The sequence below is a fragment of the Pseudomonas pudica genome, from assembly GCF_015680405.1.
GTDB lineage: Bacteria > Pseudomonadota > Gammaproteobacteria > Pseudomonadales > Pseudomonadaceae > Aquipseudomonas > Aquipseudomonas pudica.
On sequence record NZ_JADLJS010000062.1, the window covers coordinates 1 to 21,403 of the forward strand.

At 63.3% G+C, this 21,403-nt stretch carries 17 protein-coding genes and 1 pseudogene; 9 read left to right on the forward strand and 9 right to left on the reverse strand.

Going from position 1 to position 21,403, the window contains the following annotated elements; genetic code table 11:
- Nucleotides 1–94: 94 nt before the first annotated feature.
- Together IRZ77_RS24740 and IRZ77_RS24745 are read right to left on the reverse strand one after the other, a co-directional pair.
- Entirely contained in the window at nt 95–1,141 is a 1,047-nt protein-coding gene (locus IRZ77_RS24740; protein ID WP_196174560.1) for a class I SAM-dependent methyltransferase, read from the reverse strand.
- Nucleotides 1,142–1,261: 120 nt separating this feature from the next.
- On the reverse strand, nt 1,262–2,125 hold the full coding sequence (locus IRZ77_RS24745) for a type 1 glutamine amidotransferase domain-containing protein (protein ID WP_196174561.1): 864 nt from the start codon (nt 2,123–2,125) through the stop codon (nt 1,262–1,264).
- A gap of 116 nt (nt 2,126–2,241) precedes the next feature.
- Between IRZ77_RS24745 and IRZ77_RS24750 the strand changes: the two genes are divergently transcribed.
- From IRZ77_RS24750 to IRZ77_RS24760, 3 genes and pseudogenes are all read left to right on the forward strand, one after another.
- Nucleotides 2,242–3,177, forward strand: a complete 936-nt coding sequence (locus tag IRZ77_RS24750; RefSeq protein ID WP_196174562.1) for a LysR family transcriptional regulator — start codon at nt 2,242–2,244, stop codon at nt 3,175–3,177.
- Between the two features lie 48 nt (nt 3,178–3,225).
- Nucleotides 3,226–4,563, forward strand: coding sequence for a UDP-glucose dehydrogenase family protein (locus tag IRZ77_RS24755; RefSeq protein ID WP_135002691.1), 1,338 nt, complete (start codon nt 3,226–3,228; stop codon nt 4,561–4,563).
- Nucleotides 4,551–4,754, forward strand: a pseudogene (locus IRZ77_RS24760) (NAD-dependent epimerase/dehydratase family protein); the annotation flags it as partial. The gene IRZ77_RS24755 and the pseudogene IRZ77_RS24760, both read left to right, overlap by 13 nt.
- Before the next feature lie 328 nt (nt 4,755–5,082).
- Here IRZ77_RS24760 and mqo read toward each other — a convergent pair.
- Nucleotides 5,083–6,660, reverse strand: a complete 1,578-nt coding sequence (mqo, locus tag IRZ77_RS24765) for a malate dehydrogenase (quinone) (protein ID WP_046616567.1) — start codon at nt 6,658–6,660, stop codon at nt 5,083–5,085.
- A 146-nt stretch (nt 6,661–6,806) separates the two neighbouring features.
- Between mqo and IRZ77_RS24770 the strand changes: the two genes are divergently transcribed.
- The 5 genes from IRZ77_RS24770 (at nt 6,807) to IRZ77_RS24790 (ending at nt 12,666) form a co-directional block, all read left to right on the forward strand.
- Complete coding sequence (locus IRZ77_RS24770) at nt 6,807–8,027, forward strand: putative DNA modification/repair radical SAM protein (protein WP_196174563.1); 1,221 nt, start codon at nt 6,807–6,809, stop codon at nt 8,025–8,027.
- Nucleotides 8,018–8,902: a TIGR03915 family putative DNA repair protein gene (locus tag IRZ77_RS24775; RefSeq protein ID WP_046616570.1), complete on the forward strand. Its 885-nt coding sequence runs from the start codon at nt 8,018–8,020 to the stop codon at nt 8,900–8,902. The genes IRZ77_RS24770 and IRZ77_RS24775 overlap by 10 nt, the downstream gene beginning before the upstream one ends.
- A 30-nt stretch (nt 8,903–8,932) precedes the next feature.
- Nucleotides 8,933–10,999, forward strand: a complete 2,067-nt coding sequence (gene treS / locus IRZ77_RS24780; protein WP_046616572.1) for a maltose alpha-D-glucosyltransferase — start codon at nt 8,933–8,935, stop codon at nt 10,997–10,999.
- 328 nt (nt 11,000–11,327) lie between these two features.
- Nucleotides 11,328–11,954 (forward strand): riboflavin synthase subunit alpha, encoded by a 627-nt coding sequence (locus IRZ77_RS24785; protein WP_196174564.1) that lies wholly within the window; start codon nt 11,328–11,330, stop codon nt 11,952–11,954.
- A 10-nt stretch (nt 11,955–11,964) separates the two neighbouring features.
- Complete coding sequence (locus tag IRZ77_RS24790) at nt 11,965–12,666, forward strand: YoaK family protein (protein WP_046616574.1); 702 nt, start codon at nt 11,965–11,967, stop codon at nt 12,664–12,666.
- Here the strand turns inward: IRZ77_RS24790 and proP are convergent, their stop codons facing one another.
- The 6 genes from proP to glaH all read right to left on the reverse strand — a co-directional run bounded on the left by proP (nt 12,667) and on the right by glaH (nt 20,393).
- Nucleotides 12,667–14,169 carry a glycine betaine/L-proline transporter ProP gene (gene proP / locus IRZ77_RS24795; RefSeq protein WP_196174565.1) on the reverse strand — a complete coding sequence of 501 codons (1,503 nt, stop codon included), beginning with the start codon at nt 14,167–14,169 and terminating at the stop codon, nt 12,667–12,669. It lies immediately after the preceding gene.
- A 162-nt stretch (nt 14,170–14,331) separates the two neighbouring features.
- Entirely contained in the window at nt 14,332–15,306 is a 975-nt protein-coding gene (gene hemB / locus IRZ77_RS24800; protein WP_013972900.1) for a porphobilinogen synthase, read from the reverse strand.
- A 207-nt stretch (nt 15,307–15,513) separates the two neighbouring features.
- Complete coding sequence (locus tag IRZ77_RS24805; RefSeq protein ID WP_196174566.1) at nt 15,514–16,407, reverse strand: PA4780 family RIO1-like protein kinase; 894 nt, start codon at nt 16,405–16,407, stop codon at nt 15,514–15,516.
- Nucleotides 16,408–16,494: 87 nt separating this feature from the next.
- Entirely contained in the window at nt 16,495–17,886 is a 1,392-nt protein-coding gene (gene gabP / locus IRZ77_RS24810; protein WP_046616578.1) for a GABA permease, read from the reverse strand.
- Nucleotides 17,887–18,037: 151 nt separating this feature from the next.
- Complete coding sequence (gene lhgO / locus IRZ77_RS24815; protein WP_046616579.1) at nt 18,038–19,300, reverse strand: L-2-hydroxyglutarate oxidase; 1,263 nt, start codon at nt 19,298–19,300, stop codon at nt 18,038–18,040.
- A gap of 115 nt (nt 19,301–19,415) precedes the next feature.
- Nucleotides 19,416–20,393 carry a glutarate dioxygenase GlaH gene (gene glaH / locus IRZ77_RS24820; protein WP_046616580.1) on the reverse strand — a complete coding sequence of 326 codons (978 nt, stop codon included), beginning with the start codon at nt 20,391–20,393 and terminating at the stop codon, nt 19,416–19,418.
- Between the two features lie 195 nt (nt 20,394–20,588).
- Here glaH and csiR point away from each other — a divergent pair, with 195 nt between their 5' ends.
- Nucleotides 20,589–21,284: a DNA-binding transcriptional regulator CsiR gene (gene csiR / locus IRZ77_RS24825; RefSeq protein WP_015270630.1), complete on the forward strand. Its 696-nt coding sequence runs from the start codon at nt 20,589–20,591 to the stop codon at nt 21,282–21,284.
- Nucleotides 21,285–21,403 lie beyond the last annotated feature (119 nt).

The following is a 21,403-nucleotide window of genomic DNA, read 5'->3' on the forward strand; positions in this document are numbered from 1 at the left end:
ATCAACGGGGGGCCCCCTCATGGCCCCCTTTTTGTTTTTGCCGCCCCGCCCTTTTCGGGGGTGGCCCGGCTAACGGGCCGGCACAGGCTTAACTCTACTTCCGAGCCTCCAGAATGAGGTTGAACGGCGTCTGCGTCGCCCGCCAGAACCGGCTGAACCCCGCCTCCTCGAACACCGCCCGCAACCGCGCTTCCCCCGCCTGCGCGCCCAGCCCCAGCCCCACCTCCTGCGACAACGAATTGGGCGTGCAGATAAACGTCGATGCCGCATAGAACAAGCGCCCGACCGGTGTCAGGTTGCCCTCCAGCGAGTCCTCGGCATAAGGCTCCACCAACATCACCGTGCCGTCTGCCTTCAACGCGCGGTAGGCATGTTTCGCGGCCCCCACCGGGTCACCCATGTCGTGCAGGCAATCGAAGAAGCACACCAGGTCATGGTCATGCCCCGGGTAGTCCTTGGCAGTGGCCTGCTGGAAGCTCACACGCCCCGCCAACCCCGCCTCGCGGGCCCGCTCGTTGGCGGTGACGATGGAAGGCCCGTGGTAGTCGTAGCCGACGAAGGTGGATGCCGGGAACGCCTGGGCCATGACCAGCGTCGAAGCACCGTGCCCACAGCCCACATCCGCCACCTTGGCGCCCGCCTGCAGCTTGGCTACCACGCCCTCCAGCGCCGGTAGCCATTCGGCCACCAGGAAGGTGCGATAACCCGGCCGGAAGAACCGCTCGGTGCCACTGAACATGCAGGGGTGATGGTCGCCCCAGGCCAGCCCGCCGTCGCCGCGCATGGCCGCGACCAGCTTGTCCTTGTCATGGAACAGCGCTGCCACCACTGCCGCGCCACCGGCCATGTAGGCCGGCGAATCCTCCAGCGCCAGGGCCATGGCCTGCTCTTCAGGCAACACGAAAAGGCCCTTGTCATGCACCATGTAGCCCGATGCGGCCTGGGCGCTGAGCCATTCGCGCACCAGCCGCGGGTGGCAGCCGGTCTTTTCCGCCAGCGCCTCGGGGGTGGTCGGCTGGCTGTCGGCCATGGCCCGGTACAACCCCAGTTCGTCGCCAAGAATCACGTTGGCCAATGTCGCCGCCGCGCCCATGTCGCCCACCAGCTTGCCCATGAAGTCGTGAAGCCTTGCCTCGTCCATGACCTGCCCTCCTCTGCAAAGAAGGCCATCGCCAGCGAGGGACATCCGCTCCGGGGAGGCGGTGGTCGGTTGAATGGTATCGGCCTGCCGAGCGTTGCCCGGTGCAGGCCACTTGTAAGTCTAGATGCCTTGATCAGAGGGCTTTGCCTGCCCAGCCAACTTTTCCAGCAATACTTTGGCCAGCGCCTTGTCCGAGAACGGGTTCTGCCCGGTGATCAGTTCGCGGTCCACCACCACATTGGGCTGCCAGGCCTTGGCGTAGCCCATGTCGCCTCCTGCCATTGCCATGGCGTTGGCCGGGTAGAACAACAGCCGCTGGTCCTTGAGCGAACCCTCGAACACCTGCTCCTCCGGGTCGGAGAAGATGGTCATCCTGTAACCCTTGTACAGCCAGTCGGTGGCTGCCGGCTTTTCACCACGCGCCAGCGCCGACTGGTAGCTCGCCGGGTCCTGCTGGGCCGAGAGCAAGGCAATGGGGCCGTGGCAGATGGCGGCTGTGGGCTTGCCGGCCTGGTGGAAATGCCGCAGCAAGCCGCCCACGTCCGGGTTGTTGGCCAGGTCGATCAACGGCGCATGGCCGCCGGGGATGAACAGCCCGGCATAGCGCTCCAGGTCACCTGCCAGGACTTCCTTCACCGACAGGGTATCGTCAATGCCCGGCAGGCCTTGCACGACCTTCTCGATCCGCCGCATCTCCGCCGCATCACCGGCAAAGTAGCTTGGATCGATCGAACGCTGGTCGACGCGCGGGGCATTACCCTTTGGGGTAACCAGCACCAGCTTGTAGCCAGCCTTGAGCAACTGGTCGGCAGGCACGCCGAACTCGTTGAGGTAGTAGCCGGTGGCGTAGCGCTTGCCCTCCTGCAGCGGCAGCTGGTGCTCGCTGGACAGCAGCACCAGCACTTCACCTTTGGGTGCGGCATGGGCACCGGCGGCAAGCAGGGTGCCAGCAACAGCCAAGGCAAGCCGGGATATCTTGGTCATGCAACAATCTCCAGATCAGCAAATAGGCCTTCCGCTCACGTTGGCGGGATGCATTCATGCTAATGGCAAGGCTATGATTCGTTAATTCGAAAGCCCTCATGTCTGCGATCCATAAAATGAATATCTCCAGCAAGGACCTCAACCTGCTGTACCTGTTCCATGTGCTGTATCAGGAACGCAACGCCACCCTTGCCGCCCAGCGCATGGCGCTGAGCCAGCCCGCGCTCAGCCACAAGCTCAACAAGCTGCGTCACCAGTTTGGTGACCCCCTGTTCGTCCGCGCGCCCAGGGGCCTGACCCCGACACCACGTGCCCACGAACTGGCGCCCGAGGTAGAGCGCCTGGTAGTGGGCCTGGAGGGTTTCTATGAACGCTGCGAAGGCCGGGATTTCCTCGCCCGCCCTGCCCGCCTGCACCTGTACAGCACCGACTATGTAGAACAGACGCTGTTGCCCAGGCTGCTGCCGATCCTGCGCAGTCAGGCACCGAACCTGACGCTGGTGACCCACAACACCCGTGGCCAGCTCCCTCGCGAAGAGCTGGAGAAAGGCACCTGTGACCTGGCCGTTGCCGGGTTCTATACCGACCTCCCGGAAACCTTCCACCAACAGCGCCTGCTCAACGAACACTTCGTTGTGCTGGCCTCGCGCAGTCATCCAGCGGCGGACCAGGGCCTGGACCTCGATAGCTTCCTCGCCAGCGATCACCTGCTCACCACCCTCACCGGCGACCTCGATGGCCTGGTCGACCGCGCCTTGCGCAGCCAGGGCATGCAACGGCGGGTCGTGGCTGGCCTGTCGAGCTTCGTCGCCCCCTCGCGCCTGCTGCGCGGCAGCGACCTGCTGCTCACCTGTTTGCGCTCGCTGGCCATCGAAGCCACAGAGCGTGATGACGACCTGCTCATGTACCCGCTGCCGCTGGCATTGCCAGCGATCGAGGTGATGCAGATATGGCACGAACGCACTCACGCCGACCCCTTGCGGCGCTGGTTCCGCCAGCAACTGTGGAACGCCGCCCAGGAGGCAGCGGCCTGCGCAAGTAACAAGATCTAAACAACGATGTGACATGTTTTTTCAGCTTTCTCGCCAAGGAGCTGTCAAATGAAGGTCACGGTTTTCGGTACCGGCTATGTCGGCCTCACCCAGGCGGTGTGCCTGGCCCAGGTGGGGCATTCGGTGTTGTGCATGGATATCGACGCCGAGCGGGTCGCCAGCCTCAATGCAGGCCATTGCCCGATCTTCGAACCCGGCCTTGCGCCGATGCTGGAGAAGAACCTGGCCTGCGGTCGCCTGCGCTTCACCACCGACGCCAGCGAAGCGGCCAACTACGCCAGCTTGCAGTTCATTGCCGTCGGCACCCCGCCACAGGCCGACGGCAGTGCCGACCTGAAGCACGTATTCGCCGTGGTCGACAGCATCCTCGAACATGCCGACGGTCCCAAGGTGATCGTCAACAAATCCACCGCGCCGGTCGGTACGGTGCACCGCATCAAGGCGCGCATCGCCCAGGCCGTGGCCGACACCAGCCGCTTCCGCGTCGTCAGCAACCCCGAGTTCCTCAAGGAAGGCTCGGCAGTCGATGACTGCATGCGCCCGGAGCGCATCATCATCGGTGGCGCGGAACCAGCCGAGGTAGAACTGCTGCGCGAGCTGTACCTGCCGTTCAGCCGCAACCGCGAAAAGCTCATGGTCATGGATGCGCGCAGCGCCGAGCTGACCAAGTACGCGGCCAACTGCATGCTGGCGACCAAGATCTCGTTCATCAACGAAATCGCCAACCTGGCCGAGCACCTGGGCGCCGACATCGAAATGGTACGCCGTGGCATCGGCTCGGACCCGCGCATCGGCTACGACTTCATCTATGCCGGCTGCGGTTTTGGTGGCTCGTGCTTCCCCAAGGACCTGCAAGCCCTGCGCCGCAGCGCCGAGGCCGAAGGCTTCGAGCCGCAGCTGCTGCGTGCGGTGGAATCGGTCAACGAGCAGCAAAAGGGCCGACTGTTCAGCAAGATCCAGCGCCACTACCCACGCGGCCTGCGGGGCAAGGTCTTTGCCTTGTGGGGGCTGTCGTTCAAGCCCAACACCAATGATATCCGCGAGGCCTCCAGCCGGGTCCTGCTGGAGGCGCTGTGGGCCGCCGGCGTGCGGGTACAGGCCCATGACCCACAGGCCATGGAAGAGATCCAGCGCCACTATGGCCCGCGCGCCGACCTGCAACTGGTACCGTGCAAGGACGATGCGCTGCGCGGCGCCGATGCCCTGGTGATCGTCACCGAATGGCAGGATTACCGTGTACTCAACCTGGACAAGGTGCCGCAACAACTGGCCGACCGGGTGGTGTTCGACGGCCGCAACCTGTTCGAACCCGAGCACATGGCCGCTGCCGGCCTGACTTACTACGGCATCGGCCGTGGCCAGGTACAGCCAGCATGCCCGTACTGATTACCGGCGTGGCCGGCTTCATCGGCTACCACGTTGCGCGGCGCCTGTGCGAAGCAGGCATCGAGGTGACAGGCATCGACAACCTCGATGCCTACTACAGCGTCAAGCTGAAGCTGGCTCGCCTGCAGCGACTGTTCGGCTTTGCCCATTTCCGCTTCCACACCCTCGACATCGCCCACCCGAGCGCACTGCCCAATCACAACAAGACCACAGGTGATCGCGCCACTGCTGCCGTGGCTGCCCAAGCGCTGCCTTTGGGGCAGGCCTGGTGCAGGACGTTCACTGCCATGGCCCTGGTATGGTTCGCGCGCGGCTTCGTCGAGTCGCTGAAGGAAGGCCGCAACCCACACATTGCAAGAGCAGCCTTGTGCTGCGAAGAAGCCGGTACACGCAATGAACAGCCTTTGCCAGTATCGACTTCTTCGCAGCACAAGGCTGCTCCTACAGAACCTCACTGAACCAGCGACTCATGCGCAGTTCATGGGAGTGAGCTGCCCGGAAGGGCCGCACGGTACCTTGCTACGGCGTAACGACGCTCTCGGGAACGCTCAGCTGCAACACCTCGTTGGTGTACGCCCACTCTTTCTGCACCTGGTCCGGGTGGTCGTTTAGGCGAATGCCGTAGGACGGGATGATCTGCCTGATCTTCGCCTGCCACTGCGGTGATGCCATCTTGTCCTTGAACACCTTGCTCAGCACATCGAGCATGATTGGCGGCGCGGTCGAGGCGCCAGGCGAAGCCCCCAGCAAGCCGGCAATGCTGCCATCGCTGGACGCCACCACTTCAGTGCCGAGCTTGAGCACGCCACCCAATGCTTCGTCCTTCTTGATGATCTGCACCCGCTGCCCTGCCTGCCACAGCCGCCAGTCTTCCTTCTTCGCCCCGGGGAAGTAGGTGCGCAACGCTTCGAAACGGTCATCGTCGGATTGCAGCACCTGGCCGATCAGGTACTGCACCAGGTCGAACTCGCGCACCCCGACCCTGACCATAGGCCAGGCATTGTGCACACTGGCGCTGGCGAACAGGTCAAGCAGCGAGCCCTGCTTGAGGAACTTGGTCGAGAAGGTGGCGAACGGCCCGAACAGGATCATGCGCTTGCCATCGAGCACGCGGGTGTCCAAATGCGGCACCGACATCGGTGGTGCGCCGGTGGCGGCGATACCGTAGGCCTTGGCCATGTGACGTTGGGCGATGGCCGGGTTGTCGGTGACCAGGAACGAACCACCGACCGGGAAACCGGCATAGTCCTTGGCCTCATCGATGCCCGACTTCTGCAGCAATGGCAGCGCTGCACCACCGGCGCCGATGAACAGGAACCTGGCGTCGGTGGCAGAGCTGCTACCGTCCTTGAGGTTCTTGTACTCGACATGCCAAGAGCCGTCGTCGTTGCGGGTGATGGCTTGCACTTCGCTCGACAGCTTGAGGTCGAAGTTCGGCCGGGTCTGCAGATAACCCACGTACTGCCGAGTGATTTCGCCAAAGTTGACGTCGGTGCCGATCGGCGTCCAGGTCACGGCCAGTTTCTGGTTGGGGTCACGGCCTTCCATCATCAGCGGTACCCACTTGCGGATCTGTTCGTGGTCCTCGGAGTACTGCATGGGCTTGAACAGCGGGCTGGCCTGCAGCGCCTCGTAGCGCTTCTTCAGGAAGCGAATGTTGTCGTCGCCCCAGACGAAGCTCATGTGCGGGGTGGTGTTGATGAAGGAATGCGGGTTCTTCAACACGCCCTGCTTCACCTGCCAGGCCAGGAACTGGCGGGTGACCTGGAACGACTCGTTGATCTCTACCGCCTTGCTGATATCGATCTTGCCGTCCTTCTCCGGGGTGTAGTTCAGCTCGGCCAGGGCCGAGTGGCCGGTGCCGGCGTTGTTCCAGCCGTTGGAGCTTTCTTCGGCGACCTTGTCCAGGCGCTCGACCATTTCCATCGACCAACCCGGCTCCAGCTCATTGAGCCAGACGGCCAGGGTTGAACTCATGATGCCGCCGCCCACCAGCATGACATCGACCTTCCTGGTTTCCGCGGCCTGGGCACCCAGCATGCCGAATGCCAAAGCCAGCCCGGTCAGCGCCACTGCCGGCTTGATGGTGATCTTCATAACCTCTCCCTTGCCTCGTTGCCATCCGTAGGTTCAGCCACAAGCTTAGATGACGGATTCAGTCGGGCGTGGCCGGCGCACAATCACTTGCAATCCGTCACATCTCAAAATACTGTATGAATATTCAGTATCACAGGTCAGCCGCCATGCAACTCATCGCCAAACTCGGCATCCTTGCCGATGCTGCCAAGTACGACGCATCCTGCGCCAGCAGCGGCGCGCCCAAGCGCAACTCGCGCGGGGCTGATGGCCTGGGTGCTACCAATGGCATGGGCATCTGTCACAGCTACACCCCCGACGGGCGCTGCGTCTCGCTGCTCAAGGTGCTACTGACCAACTTCTGCCTCTACGACTGCCAGTATTGCGTCAACCGCCGCTCCAGCAACGTGCCACGCGCGCGCTTCAGCCCCGAGGAAGTGGTCCGGCTGACCCTGGATTTCTACCGGCGCAACTGCATCAGCGGCCTGTTCCTCAGCTCCGGCATCATCCGCTCGGCGGACTACACCATGGAGCAGCTGATTCGTGTGGCGCGGCTGTTGCGCGAAGAGCATGAGTTCCGCGGCTACATTCACCTAAAGACCATCCCCGATGCCGACCCGCTGCTGATCGAAGAGGCCGGGCGCCTGGCAGACCGGCTCAGCGTCAACATCGAGCTGCCGACCGACGCCAGCCTGAAACGCCTGGCACCAGAGAAACAGGCGCACACCATTCGCCAGGCCATGGGCGTGATCCATCAGGGCCAGCAAGCCGTGGCCCACGAACCCAAGGCGCCGCGCTTTACCCCAGCCGGGCAAAGCACCCAGGTGATCGTCGGGGCCGACAGCACCGACGACAGCACATTGCTGCGCAATGCCGAATCGCTGTACCAGGGCTACGGCCTCAAGCGCGTGTACTACTCTGCCTTCAGCCCCATTCCTGACAGCCCCGACAGCGTTCCCCTGGCGGCACCACCGCTGCTGCGCGAGCACCGCCTGTACCAGGCTGACTTCCTGCTGCGTGGCTATGGCTACAAGGCCGGCGAGCTGCTGGGCCAGAGCGGCAACCTGGCACTGGACATCGACCCCAAGCTGGCCTGGGCGCTGGCCAACCGCGAAGTGTTCCCGCTGGACGTGAACCGTGCCGAGCCAGCGCTACTGGCGCGCATCCCCGGCATCGGCCTGCGCAGCGTGCAGCGGCTGGTAGCCCTGCGACGCGAACGGCGCATTCGCTACGATGACCTGATCCAGCTGCGCTGCGTACTGGACAAGGCGCGGCCGTTCATTGTCACCAGCGACTACCGCCCGGCCCAGGCCGAGCTGCGCAGCGGCCTGCTGAGAGCGCGCTTGCGTGAACCGCAGGCGCCGGTGCAGATGGGCTTGTGGGGATGATCGCGCTCGACTGCGACGGCCTGTTCGCCACCTGGCGTGACCAGGCCCGGGTGTTGCTGGGGCATGGCATCGACCCGTCGGAGGTGACCTGGGCGCAAGGGCCGGTGGCTGATTTGCTGGCCGTACCGACAGCGCTGCCTGAGGGCTCCGGTCCGTTTCGCGCCAAGGTGCCAGCGGCGCTGCTGAGCCAGCTGGAACAGGCCGCCCGCTACCGTGGCGAGCACCGCTGGAACCTGCTTTACGAGGTACTTTGGCGGGTGGCCCATGGTGACCGTACTGCAATGCTGGCGGGTGACCGACTGGGTAGCGAGCTGCAAAGACGGATCAAGCAGGTCAATCGCGAAGCACACCACCTGCATGCGTTTGTGCGCTTCGTGCCACTCCCCGAAGTTTTGGCCGAACAGCTGCAACTTGACCTGGTGGCCTATCACGAGCCGGCGCATGACGTTCTGGAAAGCGCCAGTGCGCATTTCGCTGACCGCCTTGGGCGTTTGCGCTGGGTGATTGCCACGGCGCACGACGGCATACGCTTCGATGGCCAGGCATTCGACTACCAGCGCCAGTGCCCCGAACCCTGGCGCCAGTGGGCCCGCAACGCCGAAGACCCTGGCGCCGAATTATGGCGCACCTACTATCGTCATACCTTCAACCCTGCGCGCCTGAACCCCGACGCCTTGCGCCTGCACATGCCCGGGCGGTTCTGGCGACATTTGCCGGAGGGCATGCTGATTCCGCAGCTTGAAGGCCTGGCTCGCCAGGGCAAACAACGGGACGGCCAAGCCCTGGAAGTCGCCTCCCAGGCTGGCAAACAGATCAGCAAGCCCACGAAGCATTCTCAAGCCGAACGATCAGCCGCCACAACCGTCATAACCTGAGCCGCTGCCGACACGCAAAGAGGACGCGAAATGACCCAACCCGACCCGTCATACGTCAAATGGCTCGAAGACCGCGCCATGCTCAGGGCCTCCCAGCAACGCACCCATCTGTACTCGGGCCAGTCGCGCCTGTGGCAGCAACCCTACGCCGAAGCCCAACCCCGACGCGCCACTGAAATCGCATCGGTCTGGCTGACCGTCTACCCCGATGCCATCATCGCCCCCGAAGGCTGTTCAGTGCTCGGTGCGCTGGCCCACGAAGCGCTGTGGAAGCGCTTGTCGGAGATCGGTATCCAGGGCCTGCACACCGGCCCGATCAAGTTGTCCGGCGGCATTCGCGGGCGTGAACTCACACCCAGCGTGGACGGCAACTTCGACCGCATCAGTTTCGACATCGACCCGCTGTACGGCAGCGAACAGGAGCTGATCCAGATGAGCCGCATGGCCGCCGCGCACAACGCCGTGACCATCGACGACCTGATCCCCTCGCACACTGGCAAGGGCGCCGACTTCCGCCTGGCCGAACTGGCCTACGGTCCCTACCCGGGGCTGTACCACATGGTCGAAATCCGCGAGGAAGACTGGCCGCTACTGCCCGAAGTGCCTGCCGGGCGAGATGCGGTCAACCTGCTGCCGGCCCAGTGCGACGAACTCAAGGCCCGCCACTACATCGTCGGCCAACTGCAACGGGTGATCTTCTTCGAACCAGGCGTGAAGGAAACCGACTGGAGCGCCACACCGCCGGTGACCGGTGTGGATGGCAAGACCCGACGCTGGGTGTACCTGCACTATTTCAAGGAAGGCCAGCCGTCGCTGAACTGGCTGGACCCGACCTTCGCCGCCCAGCAGATGATCATTGGCGATGCCCTGCACGCCCTGGACTGCCTGGGTGCGCGCGGCCTGCGCCTGGATGCCAACGGCTTTCTCGGCGTGGAGACCCGCGCCAGCGGCACTGCCTGGTCGGAAAGCCACCCGCTGTCGATCGTCGGCAACCAGCTGATCGGCGGCATGATCCGCAAGGCCGGCGGTTTCAGCTTCCAGGAACTGAACCTGACCCTCGACGACATCGCGCAGATGTCCAGAGGCGGTGCCGACCTGTCCTACGATTTCATTACCCGGCCGGCCTACCAGCATGCACTGCTGACCGGCGACACCGAGTTCCTGCGCCTGATGCTCAAGGAGATGCATGCCTTCGGCATCGACCCAGCTTCGCTGATCCATGCCTTGCAGAACCATGACGAGCTGACCGTGGAACTGGTGCATTTCTGGACCCTGCATGCACATGACATGTACCTGTACAAGGGCCAGACCTTGCCCGGCGGCATCCTGCGCGAGCACATCCGCGAAGAGATCTACGAACGGCTGTCGGGCGAACATGCGCCGTACAACCTGCGCTTCGTCACCAATGGCATATCCTGTACCACGGCCAGCCTGATCGCCGCTGCACTGGGCATCCGCGATCTTGGGCAGATCGGGGTGGCAGAAATCGAGCTGATCCAGAAGGTGCACCTGCTGCTGGTCATGTACAACGCCATGCAGCCAGGTGTGGTGGCGCTGTCCGGCTGGGACCTGGTGGGCGCCCTGCCCTTGCCCGCCGAAGCGGTCGCGCAGCGGATGCTCGATGGCGATACCCGCTGGATTCACCGCGGCGGCTACGACCTGGCCGGGCTCGAGCCGCAGGCTCAGACGTCTGTGCGCGGCATGCCCCGTGCCCGGGCGCTGTATGGCAGCCTGGACAGCCAGCTGGAAAACGGCAATTCGTTTGCCTGCAAGGTGAAGAAACTGCTGGCGGTGCGTCAGGCCTATGGCATCGCCACCAGCCGCCAGGTGCTGGTGCCCGAAGTCAGCAGCCCCGGCTTGCTGGTGATGGTGCATGAGCTGCCGGCCGGGCGTGGCATCCAGATCACTGCGCTGAACTTTGGCCAGGAAGTGATCGCCGAGGAGCTGCAACTGACCGGGTTCACGCCGGGGCCGGTGGTGGACATGATCAATGAAACGGTCGAAGGGGATTTGACCGAGGATGGGCGGCTGATGGTGAACCTGGACCCTTATGAGGCACTGTGCCTGCGGATCGTCAACAGCAGCGGCCATGTCTGAATTGTATTTGCCCCATTGCCTTCGCCGGTGAAGCTCGGAACGGCAGCCACGCGATACCTGTGGGAGATTGCCCAGCCCTTCAGGCCGCGCTGTCGCACAGATAACTGAATTCGCAAGCGATCCTCGTACCCCGTGGGAGCGGCTTTAGCCGCGAAGAATCCAACGCGGTGCATGGCACCGGCTGCGCCGGTGTTCGCGGCTAAAGCCGCTCCCACAGGGTCCCTGCTAATTCAATGAGTTATGTGCAGTTCCAAATGGCCGGCTTGCTTTTACCGCTCCACGGGCATAGCGTTCGGAAGTTTTCTTTTCCGTGCCCAGGAGCAACTCCATGTACACCGGCATCGTCCAGGCCGTCCGCCCTCTGCTTGATGTGACCACCTACCCGGGCCACAACCAGTTCACCATCGACCTCACCCCCGAACTGCTCGACGAACTGAAGATCGGCGCCAGCGTCAGTGTCGAAGGCACCTGCCTGTCGGTCACCGAAATCCAGGGCACGCAGGTCAGGTTCGACGCCATGACCGCCACCCTCGAGCGCACCAACCTGCGCAACTTCAAGGCCGGCCAGGGCGTCAACATCGAACGCTCGGCGAAGATGAACGCCGAAGTCGGCGGCCACCTGATGGCCGGTCATATCGCCACCACCGCCGAAATCGTCGAGCTGTCGATCAAGGAAACCGGCGCTTTCATCAAGTTCCGCATGCCACCGGAATGGGGCAAGTACGTGTTCCCACGCGGCTTCATCGGGGTCAACGGCTGCAGCCTGACCGTAGCCGATGTCGATGACAATGTGATCACCATCAACCTGATCCCGGAAACCCTGCGCCAGACCACCTTCCCCAGCTACAAGGCCGGCGAGCTGCTCAACATCGAAGTGGACCACCAGACAATGGTGCTGGTCGATGTAGTGGAGCGCACCATCAAGAGCACCCTGGCCCGCGAAATGCCTCGCTGAGCTCCCGAGCATGCTGCCCAACACCCTCCCCGCACGCACAGCCAAGCGGCTGCGCCTGCAGATGCTGCGTGGTCGCGTGGGCCTCGGCCTGGTCGCCGGCCTGTCCGTACTAGCCGGCATGACCGATGCCATCGGCCTGCTAGCGCTGGGCGACTTCGTGTCGTTCATGAGTGGCAACACCACGCGCCTGGCCGTCGCCATCAGCGATGCGGACCTGGCCCTGGTGCTGCGGCTGAGTGCTGCGGTGCTGGGCTTCGTCGTCGGCAACGCCCTGGGCGTGCTGCTGGCGCGCGCTTTCCGCCGCAGGGCCTGGCCGGTGCTGCTGGTAGTCGCCGCCCTGCTGGGCTTTGCAGCCGCATGGCCCTTGGCTGCGACCTTTCCAGCGCTGCTCGCTGCCACGTTGGCCATGGGCATGATCAATGCCGTGGTCGAACAGGTGAACGGCCTGCCCATCGGCCTGACCTACGTCACCGGCGCCCTGTCACGTTTCGGGCGTGGGCTGGGGCGCTGGCTGCTGGGCGAGCGGCGCAATGGCTGGCGGGTGCAACTGGTGCCTTGGGCCGGCATGCTGCTGGGCGCCGCGCTGGGTGCCTGGCTGGAGCGCCACCTGGGCCTGCAAGCGCTAGCCGGCAGCTGCTCGCTGGCCTGCGTGCTGGCCCTGGTGTCGCGGTTCATTCCGCGGACATGGCAGCGTGGTTACATGCCAAACTGATCACTCGATGCGCGGGTGCTGCTGCACCAGCAACTTGCGCTTGGCCTCCAGTTCGGCAATCTGCGCATCGATGTCCTCGATCCTTTGCTCGATGTTGTGGTGGTGTTCCTGCAGCAACTCACGCGCTTCCTCGATATCCGATGCTGCCGGTGCCGCGCCGCGCAGCGGCTTGTTCGCGGTTTCCTTCATGGTCAGGCCGGTAACCAGCCCCACGGCGGCGATCACCATCAGGTAATAGGCCGGCATGTACAGGTTGCCAGTACTTTCCACCAGCCAGGCGGCGATGGTCGGGGTGAGGCCGGCGATCAGCACAGAGATATTGAAGGCGCTGGCGAGGGCGCTGTAGCGGATGTGCGTGGGGAACATTGCCGGTAGCGTCGAAGCCATCACGCCGATGAAGAAGTTCAGCAGCACGGCGATGATCAGCAGCCCGGCAAAAATCACCCCCAGTACGCCGCTGTTGATCAGCATGAATGCCGGAATGGCCAGCACGAACAGGCCGACGCTGCCGACGATGATGAACGGACGACGGCCGAACTTGTCGCTGAGCAGCCCGATCATCGGCTGCACGAACAGCATGCCGACCATGATCGCGATGATGATCAGCACGCCATGGTCTTCGCTGTAGTGCAGGTTGTGCGACAGGTAGCTGGGCATGTACGTGAGCAGCATGTAATAGGTGACGTTGGTGGCGATCACCACGCCAATGCAGGTCACCAGGCTGCGCCAGTGCTGGGTGGCCACCTCCCTGAACGACACCTTGGGCCCGGTCGCCAGGCCTTCGCGGTCGCCTTTCTCCAGCTTGTCGACGTGCTGCTGGAAGGCTGGTGTCTCCTCCAGCGCATGGCGCAGGTACAGGCCGATGATGCCCAGCGGCAAGGCGAGGAAGAACGGCAGGCGCCAACCCCATTCGAGGAACTTGTCTTCACCCAGCACCGTAGAGATCAACACCACCACACCGGCACCCAACACGAACCCTGCAATCGAGCCGAAGTCCAGCCAACTGCCGAGAAACCCGCGTTTACGGTCAGGGGCATATTCGGCGACGAAGATCGACGCGCCGGTGTACTCGCCCCCCACCGAGAAGCCCTGGGCCATCTTGGCCAGCAGCAACAGGATCGGCGCCCAGATACCGATGCTGGCATAGGACGGTATCAGGCCGATGGCGAAGGTGCTGAGCGACATGATCACGATGGTTGCAGCGAGAATTTTCTGCCGCCCGAACCGGTCGCCCAAGGCACCGAAGAACAGCCCGCCCAGAGGCCTGATCAGAAACGGCACCGAGAACGTGGCCAACGCCGCGATCATCTGCACGCTTGGGTCGGCATTGGGGAAGAATACCTTGCCCAGGGCGTAGGCGACGAAGCCATAGACGCCGAAGTCGAACCATTCCATTGCATTGCCCAGTGCCGCCGCGGTGATTGCCTTGCGCATCTTGCCGTCGTCGACAATGGTGATGTCCTTCAGGCCGATTGGCTGGAGGCTTTTCTTACGAGGTTTCATGTCCGTATCCCTGTCGATGAATGCTCTAAGGGATGAGATACAACGGGACACTAAATAATTCAGCGCTTACGGATTTTTTGTGTTTTTCCTCTCACCGGTTGCTGCGCAGGTAAAGAAAAAGCCGCTGCGATGGCAGCGGCTTGCATGGGCATCGGCTCGCGATCAGATACCTTCGCGGGCCAGGTCCATGGCGAAGTAGGTGAGGATCAGATCGGCACCGGCACGCTTGATCGCACCAATGCTTTCACGCACCACCCGGCCTTCATCGATAGCGCCGGCCAGGCCGCCGAACTTGATCATCGCGTACTCACCGCTCACCTGGTACGCCGCCAGCGGCAGGCGGGATGCGGCACGAATATCGGCAATAACGTCCAGGTAGGCACCGGCCGGCTTGACCATCAGCACATCGGCCCCTTCCTGCTCGTCGAGCAGCGACTCGCGCACGGCTTCGCGGCGGTTCATCGGGTTCATCTGGTAGCTCTTGCGGTCGCCCTTCAGCGCGGTACCACCGGCTTCGCGGAACGGGCCGTACAGCGACGAGGCGAACTTGGTGGAATAGGCCATGATCGCGGTGTCGTGGAAGCCGGCACCATCCAGCGCGCTGCGGATGGCCTGGACCTGGCCGTCCATTGCCGCCGACGGGGCAATGAAGTCGGCACCGGCAGCGGCGGCGATGACCGCCTGCTTGCCCAGGTTGGCCAGCGTGGCGTCGTTGTCCACGCCGTGGTCGTGCAGCACGCCGCAGTGGCCGTGGCTGGTGTATTCGCAGAAGCAGGTGTCGGACATCACCACCATTTCCGGCACGGTGTCCTTGCAGATGCGCGACATGCGCGCGACCAGGCCGTTTTCGTTCCAGGTGTCGCTGCCGACGGCGTCCAGGTTGTGCGACACGCCAAAGGTCATCACCGACTTGATACCGGCGCGGGCATAGCGCTCGATTTCCTGAGCCAGCAGCTTCTCGGGGATGCGGTTGACGCCCGGCATGCTGGTGATCGGCACGAAATCATCGATGCCCTCTTCGACGAAGATCGGCAGGATCAGGTCTTCAAGGCGGAACTCGGTTTCCTGGAAGATCGTGCGCAGGGACTCGTTCTGGCGCAGGCGGCGTGGACGAACGGACGGAAATTGGTTGGACATGACAGCTCCAGGGAATTTGAACGGCGTATACCTTATGCCTGTCGCGCGCCAGTGAAAAGGCCAGATGACGAGATATTGTCTTGCGTCAAAGGCAATGGCTGCATTTTTCCTGTGCCGGCCTCTTCGCGGGCATGCCCGCTCCCACAAGTACTGCGCGATTCCTGTGGGAGCGGGCGTGCCCGCGAAGAGGCCGGCACAGGCAACACATCACTGCAGCCAGGGCGGCGCAGGCTCCTCTGCCCTGGCCGCCCCATGCTCAGACTCGGCCCGCGCGGCGCGCCGGCGCGCATCATCCAGCCGGGCCGCATCGATCTCGCGCATCACCCCGGCCACGTCAGCCGCATGCTCGTCATCCTCGAACAGCCCCGTCAGCGGGCTGTCCGGGCGCAGTTCGCCCGCCTCGTACAAGGCCCACATTTCCTGCGCATATCGGGTGTTTTTCAGCTCTGGCGCAAAGCGCCCGAAATAATGGGCCATGTTGTCCACGTCGCGCTGCAGCATGCTGAAGGCATGGTTGTTGGCCGCTGCATCCACTGCCTGTGGCAGGTCGATGATCACCGGCCCGTCCGGGCCAAGCAGCACGTTGAACTCCGACAGGTCGCCATGCACCAGCCCGGTACACAGCATCAACACGATCTGGCGAATGACGAAGGCATGGAACTCCCGGGCTTCCTCGGCTTCGAGGTGCACGTCGTTCAGGCGCGGGGCCGCGTCACCGTCGGCATCGGTCACCAGCTCCATCAACAGCACGCCGTCCTGGAAATCGTAAGGCTTTGGAACCCTCACGCCAGCGCCGGCCAGGCGGAACAGCGCCGCCACTTCGGCGTTCTGCCAGGCGTCTTCGGCCTCCTTGCGCCCGTACTTGCTGCCCTTGGCCATAGCCCGGGCCTGACGGCTGTTGCGAACCTTGCGGCCCTCCTGGTACTCGGCAGCCTGGCGGAAACTGCGCTTGTTGGCTTCTTTATAGACCTTGGCGCAGCGCACCTGGTTGCCACAGCGCACCACATACACGGCGGCTTCCTTGCCACTCATCAACGGCCGCAGTACTTCGTCGACCAAGCCGTCTTCGATCAGGGGTTCGATTCTTTTGGGTGTCTTCATCAGGCTGCGTTCGGGGTCCTGGCTGTGATGACGGACATCCTCTCACAGCCTGATGCGACTTGCTCGTCTGTCTTCAGGCCGAACGGCTCAGGCGCCCTGCCCTACGCGGCCAACCACCGCCTCGCGCGCCCGACGCCGTGTGACCAGAAGGCCCGAACACACCACCAGCACCGCCAGTACCATGGTCGATACCACTTCCAGACGGTGATCCGGGCGGAACAGCATCAGCACCAGTACGCTACTGATGAACAGGATCACGCCCCAGGTCAGCCACGGGAACAGCCACATGCGGTAGCCCAGTGTCTTGCCCTGTGCAGTCAGGCGCTGGCGCAGGCGCAACTGGGAAACGGCGATCACCAGGTACACCAGCAAGGCTATCGCGCCGGAGCTGGCCATGAGGAAGCCGAACACCTTGGCCGGTACCAGATAGTTGGCGATCACCGCCAGGAAAGCTGCGCCAGTGGACAGCAGCACAGCTACCACGGGAGTGCCGCTGCGGCTGGTCACCTGGGCACAGGCCGGTGCATCGCCGCGGCGGCTCAGCGAGTAGACCATGCGCGACGCGGTATACAGCGATGAGTTGAGGCAGCTGGTCACCGACGTAAGCACCACGAAGTCGATGATGGCCTTGGCATTCGGCACACCCAGGGTGTCCAGCACCGTGACATAGGAACCTTCGGTGGCCAGGCGCGGGTCGGTCCACGGCACCAGCGCGATGACGATGAAGATCGACAGGATATAGAACAGGGTGATCCGCCAGATCACCGAGTTGGTGGCCTTGGAAATATGCTTGCCCGCTTCGTCGGATTCGGCTGCGGCGATGGTCACCACCTCGGCGCCGAGGAAAGAGAACATGGTAATCAGCATGGCGCTGAGCACCGCACCAAAACCGTTGGGCATGAAGCCGCCGCTATCCCACAGGCGTGACACACCGCTGACACCGGTGCCTGGCAGCAGGCCGAAAATGGCGCACACCCCCAGCGCGATGAAACCGACGATGGCCACCACCTTCACCAATGCCAGCCAGAACTCGAACTCACCGTAGTTCTTCACGCTGAACAGGTTGGTGGCGGTCAGCAACAGGGTAATCACCAACGACAAGACCCAGATTTCCAGCTGCGGGACCCAGGAGTTGATGATGGTGGCGGCAATATTGGCCTCGATGGGGATGATCAGTACCCAGAACCACCAGTACAGCCAGCCGATGGTGTAGCCGGCCCACTTGCCGATGGCAAGGTCGGCATAGGTAGAGAACGAACCGGTGTCCGGCGAGGCGACGGCCATTTCGGCCAGCATGCGCATCACCAGCACCACCAGCGCGCCGGCCAGGATATAGGCCAGGATGGTGGCGGGCCCTGCTTCGGCAATCGCGCGGCCGGAGCCGACGAACAGGCCGGCACCGATCACGCCGGCAATGGACAGCATGGTGACATGCCGTGATTTCAATCCATGACTCAAATTGTTCTTGTGGGTTTGCATGGCGCTACCTTGTTGTTTTTGTCTTGCCCACGCAGGGGCCGTCGGCTTGCACGTCACCGACGCAGGCGCGAAAAAGCCCGCCCTGCCCCAGATGGTGAGTAGGGCAGTACGGGTTGAGTAAAACGAAACCGCAGAACGTATTGCGGGTAGGTCAGCCGGCTGCCCGCTGACGGGGCGCCAGGTCGGCCTTGGGGAAACCACTGCCCTGGCGGCCAACCTGCTCACAGACCTTGTCGACGATGTAGGCGCCGATCGGGATGGCGGAGGTGGCGGCCGGAGACGGCGCGTTGCACACGTTGACGCTGCGAGCGGTGTTGACGAACAGGAAGTCGTCGATCAGCTTGCCGTCACGCGACACGGCCTGGGCACGCACACCAGCCGGGTAAGGCGTGAGGTCGGCCTTGGTGATGCTCGGGCAGTACTTCTGGACCTGCTTTAGGTAGCCACCCTTGAACAGCGAGTTCTTCATCTCGATCAGGCCAGGGCGGAAGTTCTTCGCCAGCACCTTGAGGATGCCGGGGGTGGTCAGGGTCTGGAACAGGTCGCTGGGGCTGACGTCGCTCTTGCGGTAACCCTCGCGCTTCATTGCCAGCACGGCATTGGGGCCAACGGTGACGGTGCCGTCGATCATGCGTGTCAGGTGCACGCCCAGGAACGGCATGGACGGGTCGGGAATCGGGTAGATCAGGTGGTTGACGATCTGGTTGTGCTGCTTGGGCAGCAGGTAGTACTCGCCACGGAACGGGCAGATGACGAATTCGGTACGCAGGCCCAGCATGCTCACCACGCGGTCAGCCATCAGGCCCGAGCAGGTCACCAGGAAACGGCTGCGCAACTCATCTTTATGATGGTCGCCACGCGTGCGCACGACCACTTCGCTGGCCAGCTCCTGCAGGCCGACCACCTCGGCGCCATAGCGGATTTCACCGCCGGCGCGCTGGAACTCGGCGCCCATGGCTGCAGTCACTTCGGCGTAATTGACGATGCCGCTGGAGGGCACGAAGATGCCGCCCATGCCAACGATATTGGGCTCGCGCTCGCGCAGCTCGGCCGCCGACAGCCAGTAGCGCTCCAGGCCATTGGCCGCGGTGCGCTCCCACAGCGCCTTCATGCGCTGCATTTCCAGGTCGTTGGTGGCCACCAGCAGCTTGCCGCACTCATCGAAGCGGATACCGTGCTGGGTGCAAAAGGCCTTGGTGGCCTTGTTGCCTTCCAGGCAGAAGCGCGCCTTGAGGCTGCCGGGGGTGTAATACACGCCGGCGTGGATCACGCCGCTGTTGTGGCCGGTCTGGTGGCGGGCCGGGCCGGACTCTTTCTCCAACAGGAGAATCTTCGCATCCGGGTAGACCTTGATCAGGTGCATGGCCGTGGACATGCCCACAATGCCACCGCCAATGATGATGAAATCGTACACAGCCTTTACCTCACACGCAGGCATTGCCTGACTGGCTCACCAAGGCCCGCGCGGGCCCTGGTGGCATCGTTTTGTGCAAAGACGCGTGGGCGGGCGCCCGCCCCGCGCCCTGTCATTATTGCCCGCGCTGGTACAGCGGTTTTGGGAAGGCCACGTAGCCGCGCTGGCGCATCAGCTCGCGGCGCAGGCCTTCGTGCGGCGTGAAGCGGTCGCGGCCATGCAGCCAGAATAGGTTGTTGATCAGCAGGAAGCTACCCACGCCAACCGGTACCGAAAGCTTCTTCTGGCTGCCTTCCAGCGACTCGGACAGGGCGTTCAGCCAGATGCCCTCCTCGTAGTTTTCCGGCTGCACGAACTGGTCGATGTAGCGCATGGTCGGGCGGCCTTCGGCATCGGTGTCGAATACCGAGTGGAACACATCTTCGGACACCTTCTTGCTCGGCGGTGCGGTCCAGCGCATTTCGCGACGGGCCAGCGGGTGGCGGAAGAATTCGTCGCACTGCTCCCAGTCGTCCAGGTGCAGCAGCAGCGAGTTGCCGCCTTCCATGTTCTTTTCGTCGATCTTCAGCATCAGCACGTAATCGGTGATCTGGTTGACGAAGGTGCCATCGTTGTGCAGCTCCATGACCCGGTGCGGCTGGCGCAGGTAGCTGTCGGAATTGTCGGTGTTGACCACCACGAAGCGGGCATAGAACTGGCCGCTCATGGCGTCGTAGTTGGAGCGGCCGATCAGATGGGCGCAGGCGGTGGTGAACTTGACCATGTCCTCGGCCTGGCTCACGTCATCCAGGCCGACCGGGGTGATCAGCATGCCGCCGCTGGCGCGGTTGAGGATGGTATTGAGCAGCACCGGCCGCAGGGTGCCCTGGCACAGCTCGTCGAGGATCTCGCCAACCCGGAAGCGCAGGAACGACTTGTACTCCAGCGCCTGCACCGGCCACTGGGCAACCGCCTGGACGAACGCTTCGACCGTTTCACGGGCAAAGGTGAGCTCAAGCAGGCGCGGCGACTGTTTCGAGGGGGCGATGGTGAAACCACGCGGTTCGAGCGGCAGTGGCATCACAAGTTCGTCGATCTGCGTAAAAGCGTTCATGGCAGTGTCCTTGTAAAGAAAGTGGGTGGCGCCGTCCGGTGGTGACCTGGATCAATGCGGGCGAGCTAAAATTATCGCCATAAACACAAAGTGTCTACATTTTTATTTTTCAACGACAAACATCGAATTTGTCCATTGTTTTTCGCCAGCGAACGCTTTCGGTATGATCGACAAAACCGTTTGAGGAACAGGACCTTGGAAGCGCTCGCCCCCCGACAAAACTCAGCATTCAGCGGGTATGAGAGGCTCAAGAAGGACATCATCCGCGGCGTGTTCAAGCCCGGAGAAAAGCTGCTGATGAGCACCCTGAAGGAACGCTACGACCTGGGCGTGGGCCCGCTGCGCGAAGCGCTGTCGCAACTGGTGGCCGAGCATCTGGTCAACGCGATCAGCCAGAAAGGCTACCGTGTGGCGCCCATGTCGCTGGACGAGATGAACGACATCTACGATGCCCGCGCCAACCTGGAGGCGATGATCATCACCCTGGCCATCGAGCGGGGCGACGACGCCTGGGAGGCGTCGGTACTGGCCCACTCGCATACCCTGGCCAAGGTGGTGGAAGTGAAGACCCGCGAGCAACGCCTGGATGTATGGGACGAACGGCACAAGGCGTTCCACACGGCCATTGCCTCGGGCTGCGGCTCCAAGCACCTGCTGCAGGCGCGCACCTACCTGTTCGACCAGGCCGAGCGCTACCGCCACCTGTGGCTGACCCAGACGGTGTTTTCCGAACAGGCCCTGGAGCTCAAGCGCCAGGAGCATGCGGCACTGGTGGAAGTGATTCTGGCCCGGGACGCCAAGCGTGCCAGTGCCATGATGCGTTCGCACCTGATGACTCCGGTGCCGATCATTGCGCAGATCATGCACGCCGAGGGTATCGGCGCACGCTAGAGGGTTGCTTTATGCCTTTCAGGGCCCTATCGCCGGCAAGCCAGCTTGTGTCTTGAGAGGGGATTAGAATCTGAAGTGAGAGCGGTGAATGGCAAGCTGAATGCCAGAGGTGCCTTGAG

Coding starts and splice junctions, on each gene's coding strand:
- IRZ77_RS24740 (WP_196174560.1), bottom strand. CDS start 1,141: ATGGACGAGGCAAGGCTTCACGACTTCATGGGCAAGCTGGTGGGCGAC.
- IRZ77_RS24745 (WP_196174561.1), bottom strand. CDS start 2,125: ATGACCAAGATATCCCGGCTTGCCTTGGCTGTTGCTGGCACCCTGCTT.
- IRZ77_RS24750 (WP_196174562.1), top strand. CDS start 2,242: ATGAATATCTCCAGCAAGGACCTCAACCTGCTGTACCTGTTCCATGTG.
- IRZ77_RS24755 (WP_135002691.1), top strand. CDS start 3,226: ATGAAGGTCACGGTTTTCGGTACCGGCTATGTCGGCCTCACCCAGGCG.
- mqo (WP_046616567.1), bottom strand. CDS start 6,660: ATGAAGATCACCATCAAGCCGGCAGTGGCGCTGACCGGGCTGGCTTTG.
- IRZ77_RS24770 (WP_196174563.1), top strand. CDS start 6,807: ATGCAACTCATCGCCAAACTCGGCATCCTTGCCGATGCTGCCAAGTAC.
- treS (WP_046616572.1), top strand. CDS start 8,933: ATGACCCAACCCGACCCGTCATACGTCAAATGGCTCGAAGACCGCGCC.
- IRZ77_RS24785 (WP_196174564.1), top strand. CDS start 11,328: ATGTACACCGGCATCGTCCAGGCCGTCCGCCCTCTGCTTGATGTGACC.
- IRZ77_RS24790 (WP_046616574.1), top strand. CDS start 11,965: ATGCTGCCCAACACCCTCCCCGCACGCACAGCCAAGCGGCTGCGCCTG.
- proP (WP_196174565.1), bottom strand. CDS start 14,169: ATGAAACCTCGTAAGAAAAGCCTCCAGCCAATCGGCCTGAAGGACATC.
- hemB (WP_013972900.1), bottom strand. CDS start 15,306: ATGTCCAACCAATTTCCGTCCGTTCGTCCACGCCGCCTGCGCCAGAAC.
- IRZ77_RS24805 (WP_196174566.1), bottom strand. CDS start 16,407: ATGAAGACACCCAAAAGAATCGAACCCCTGATCGAAGACGGCTTGGTC.
- gabP (WP_046616578.1), bottom strand. CDS start 17,886: ATGCAAACCCACAAGAACAATTTGAGTCATGGATTGAAATCACGGCAT.
- glaH (WP_046616580.1), bottom strand. CDS start 20,393: ATGAACGCTTTTACGCAGATCGACGAACTTGTGATGCCACTGCCGCTC.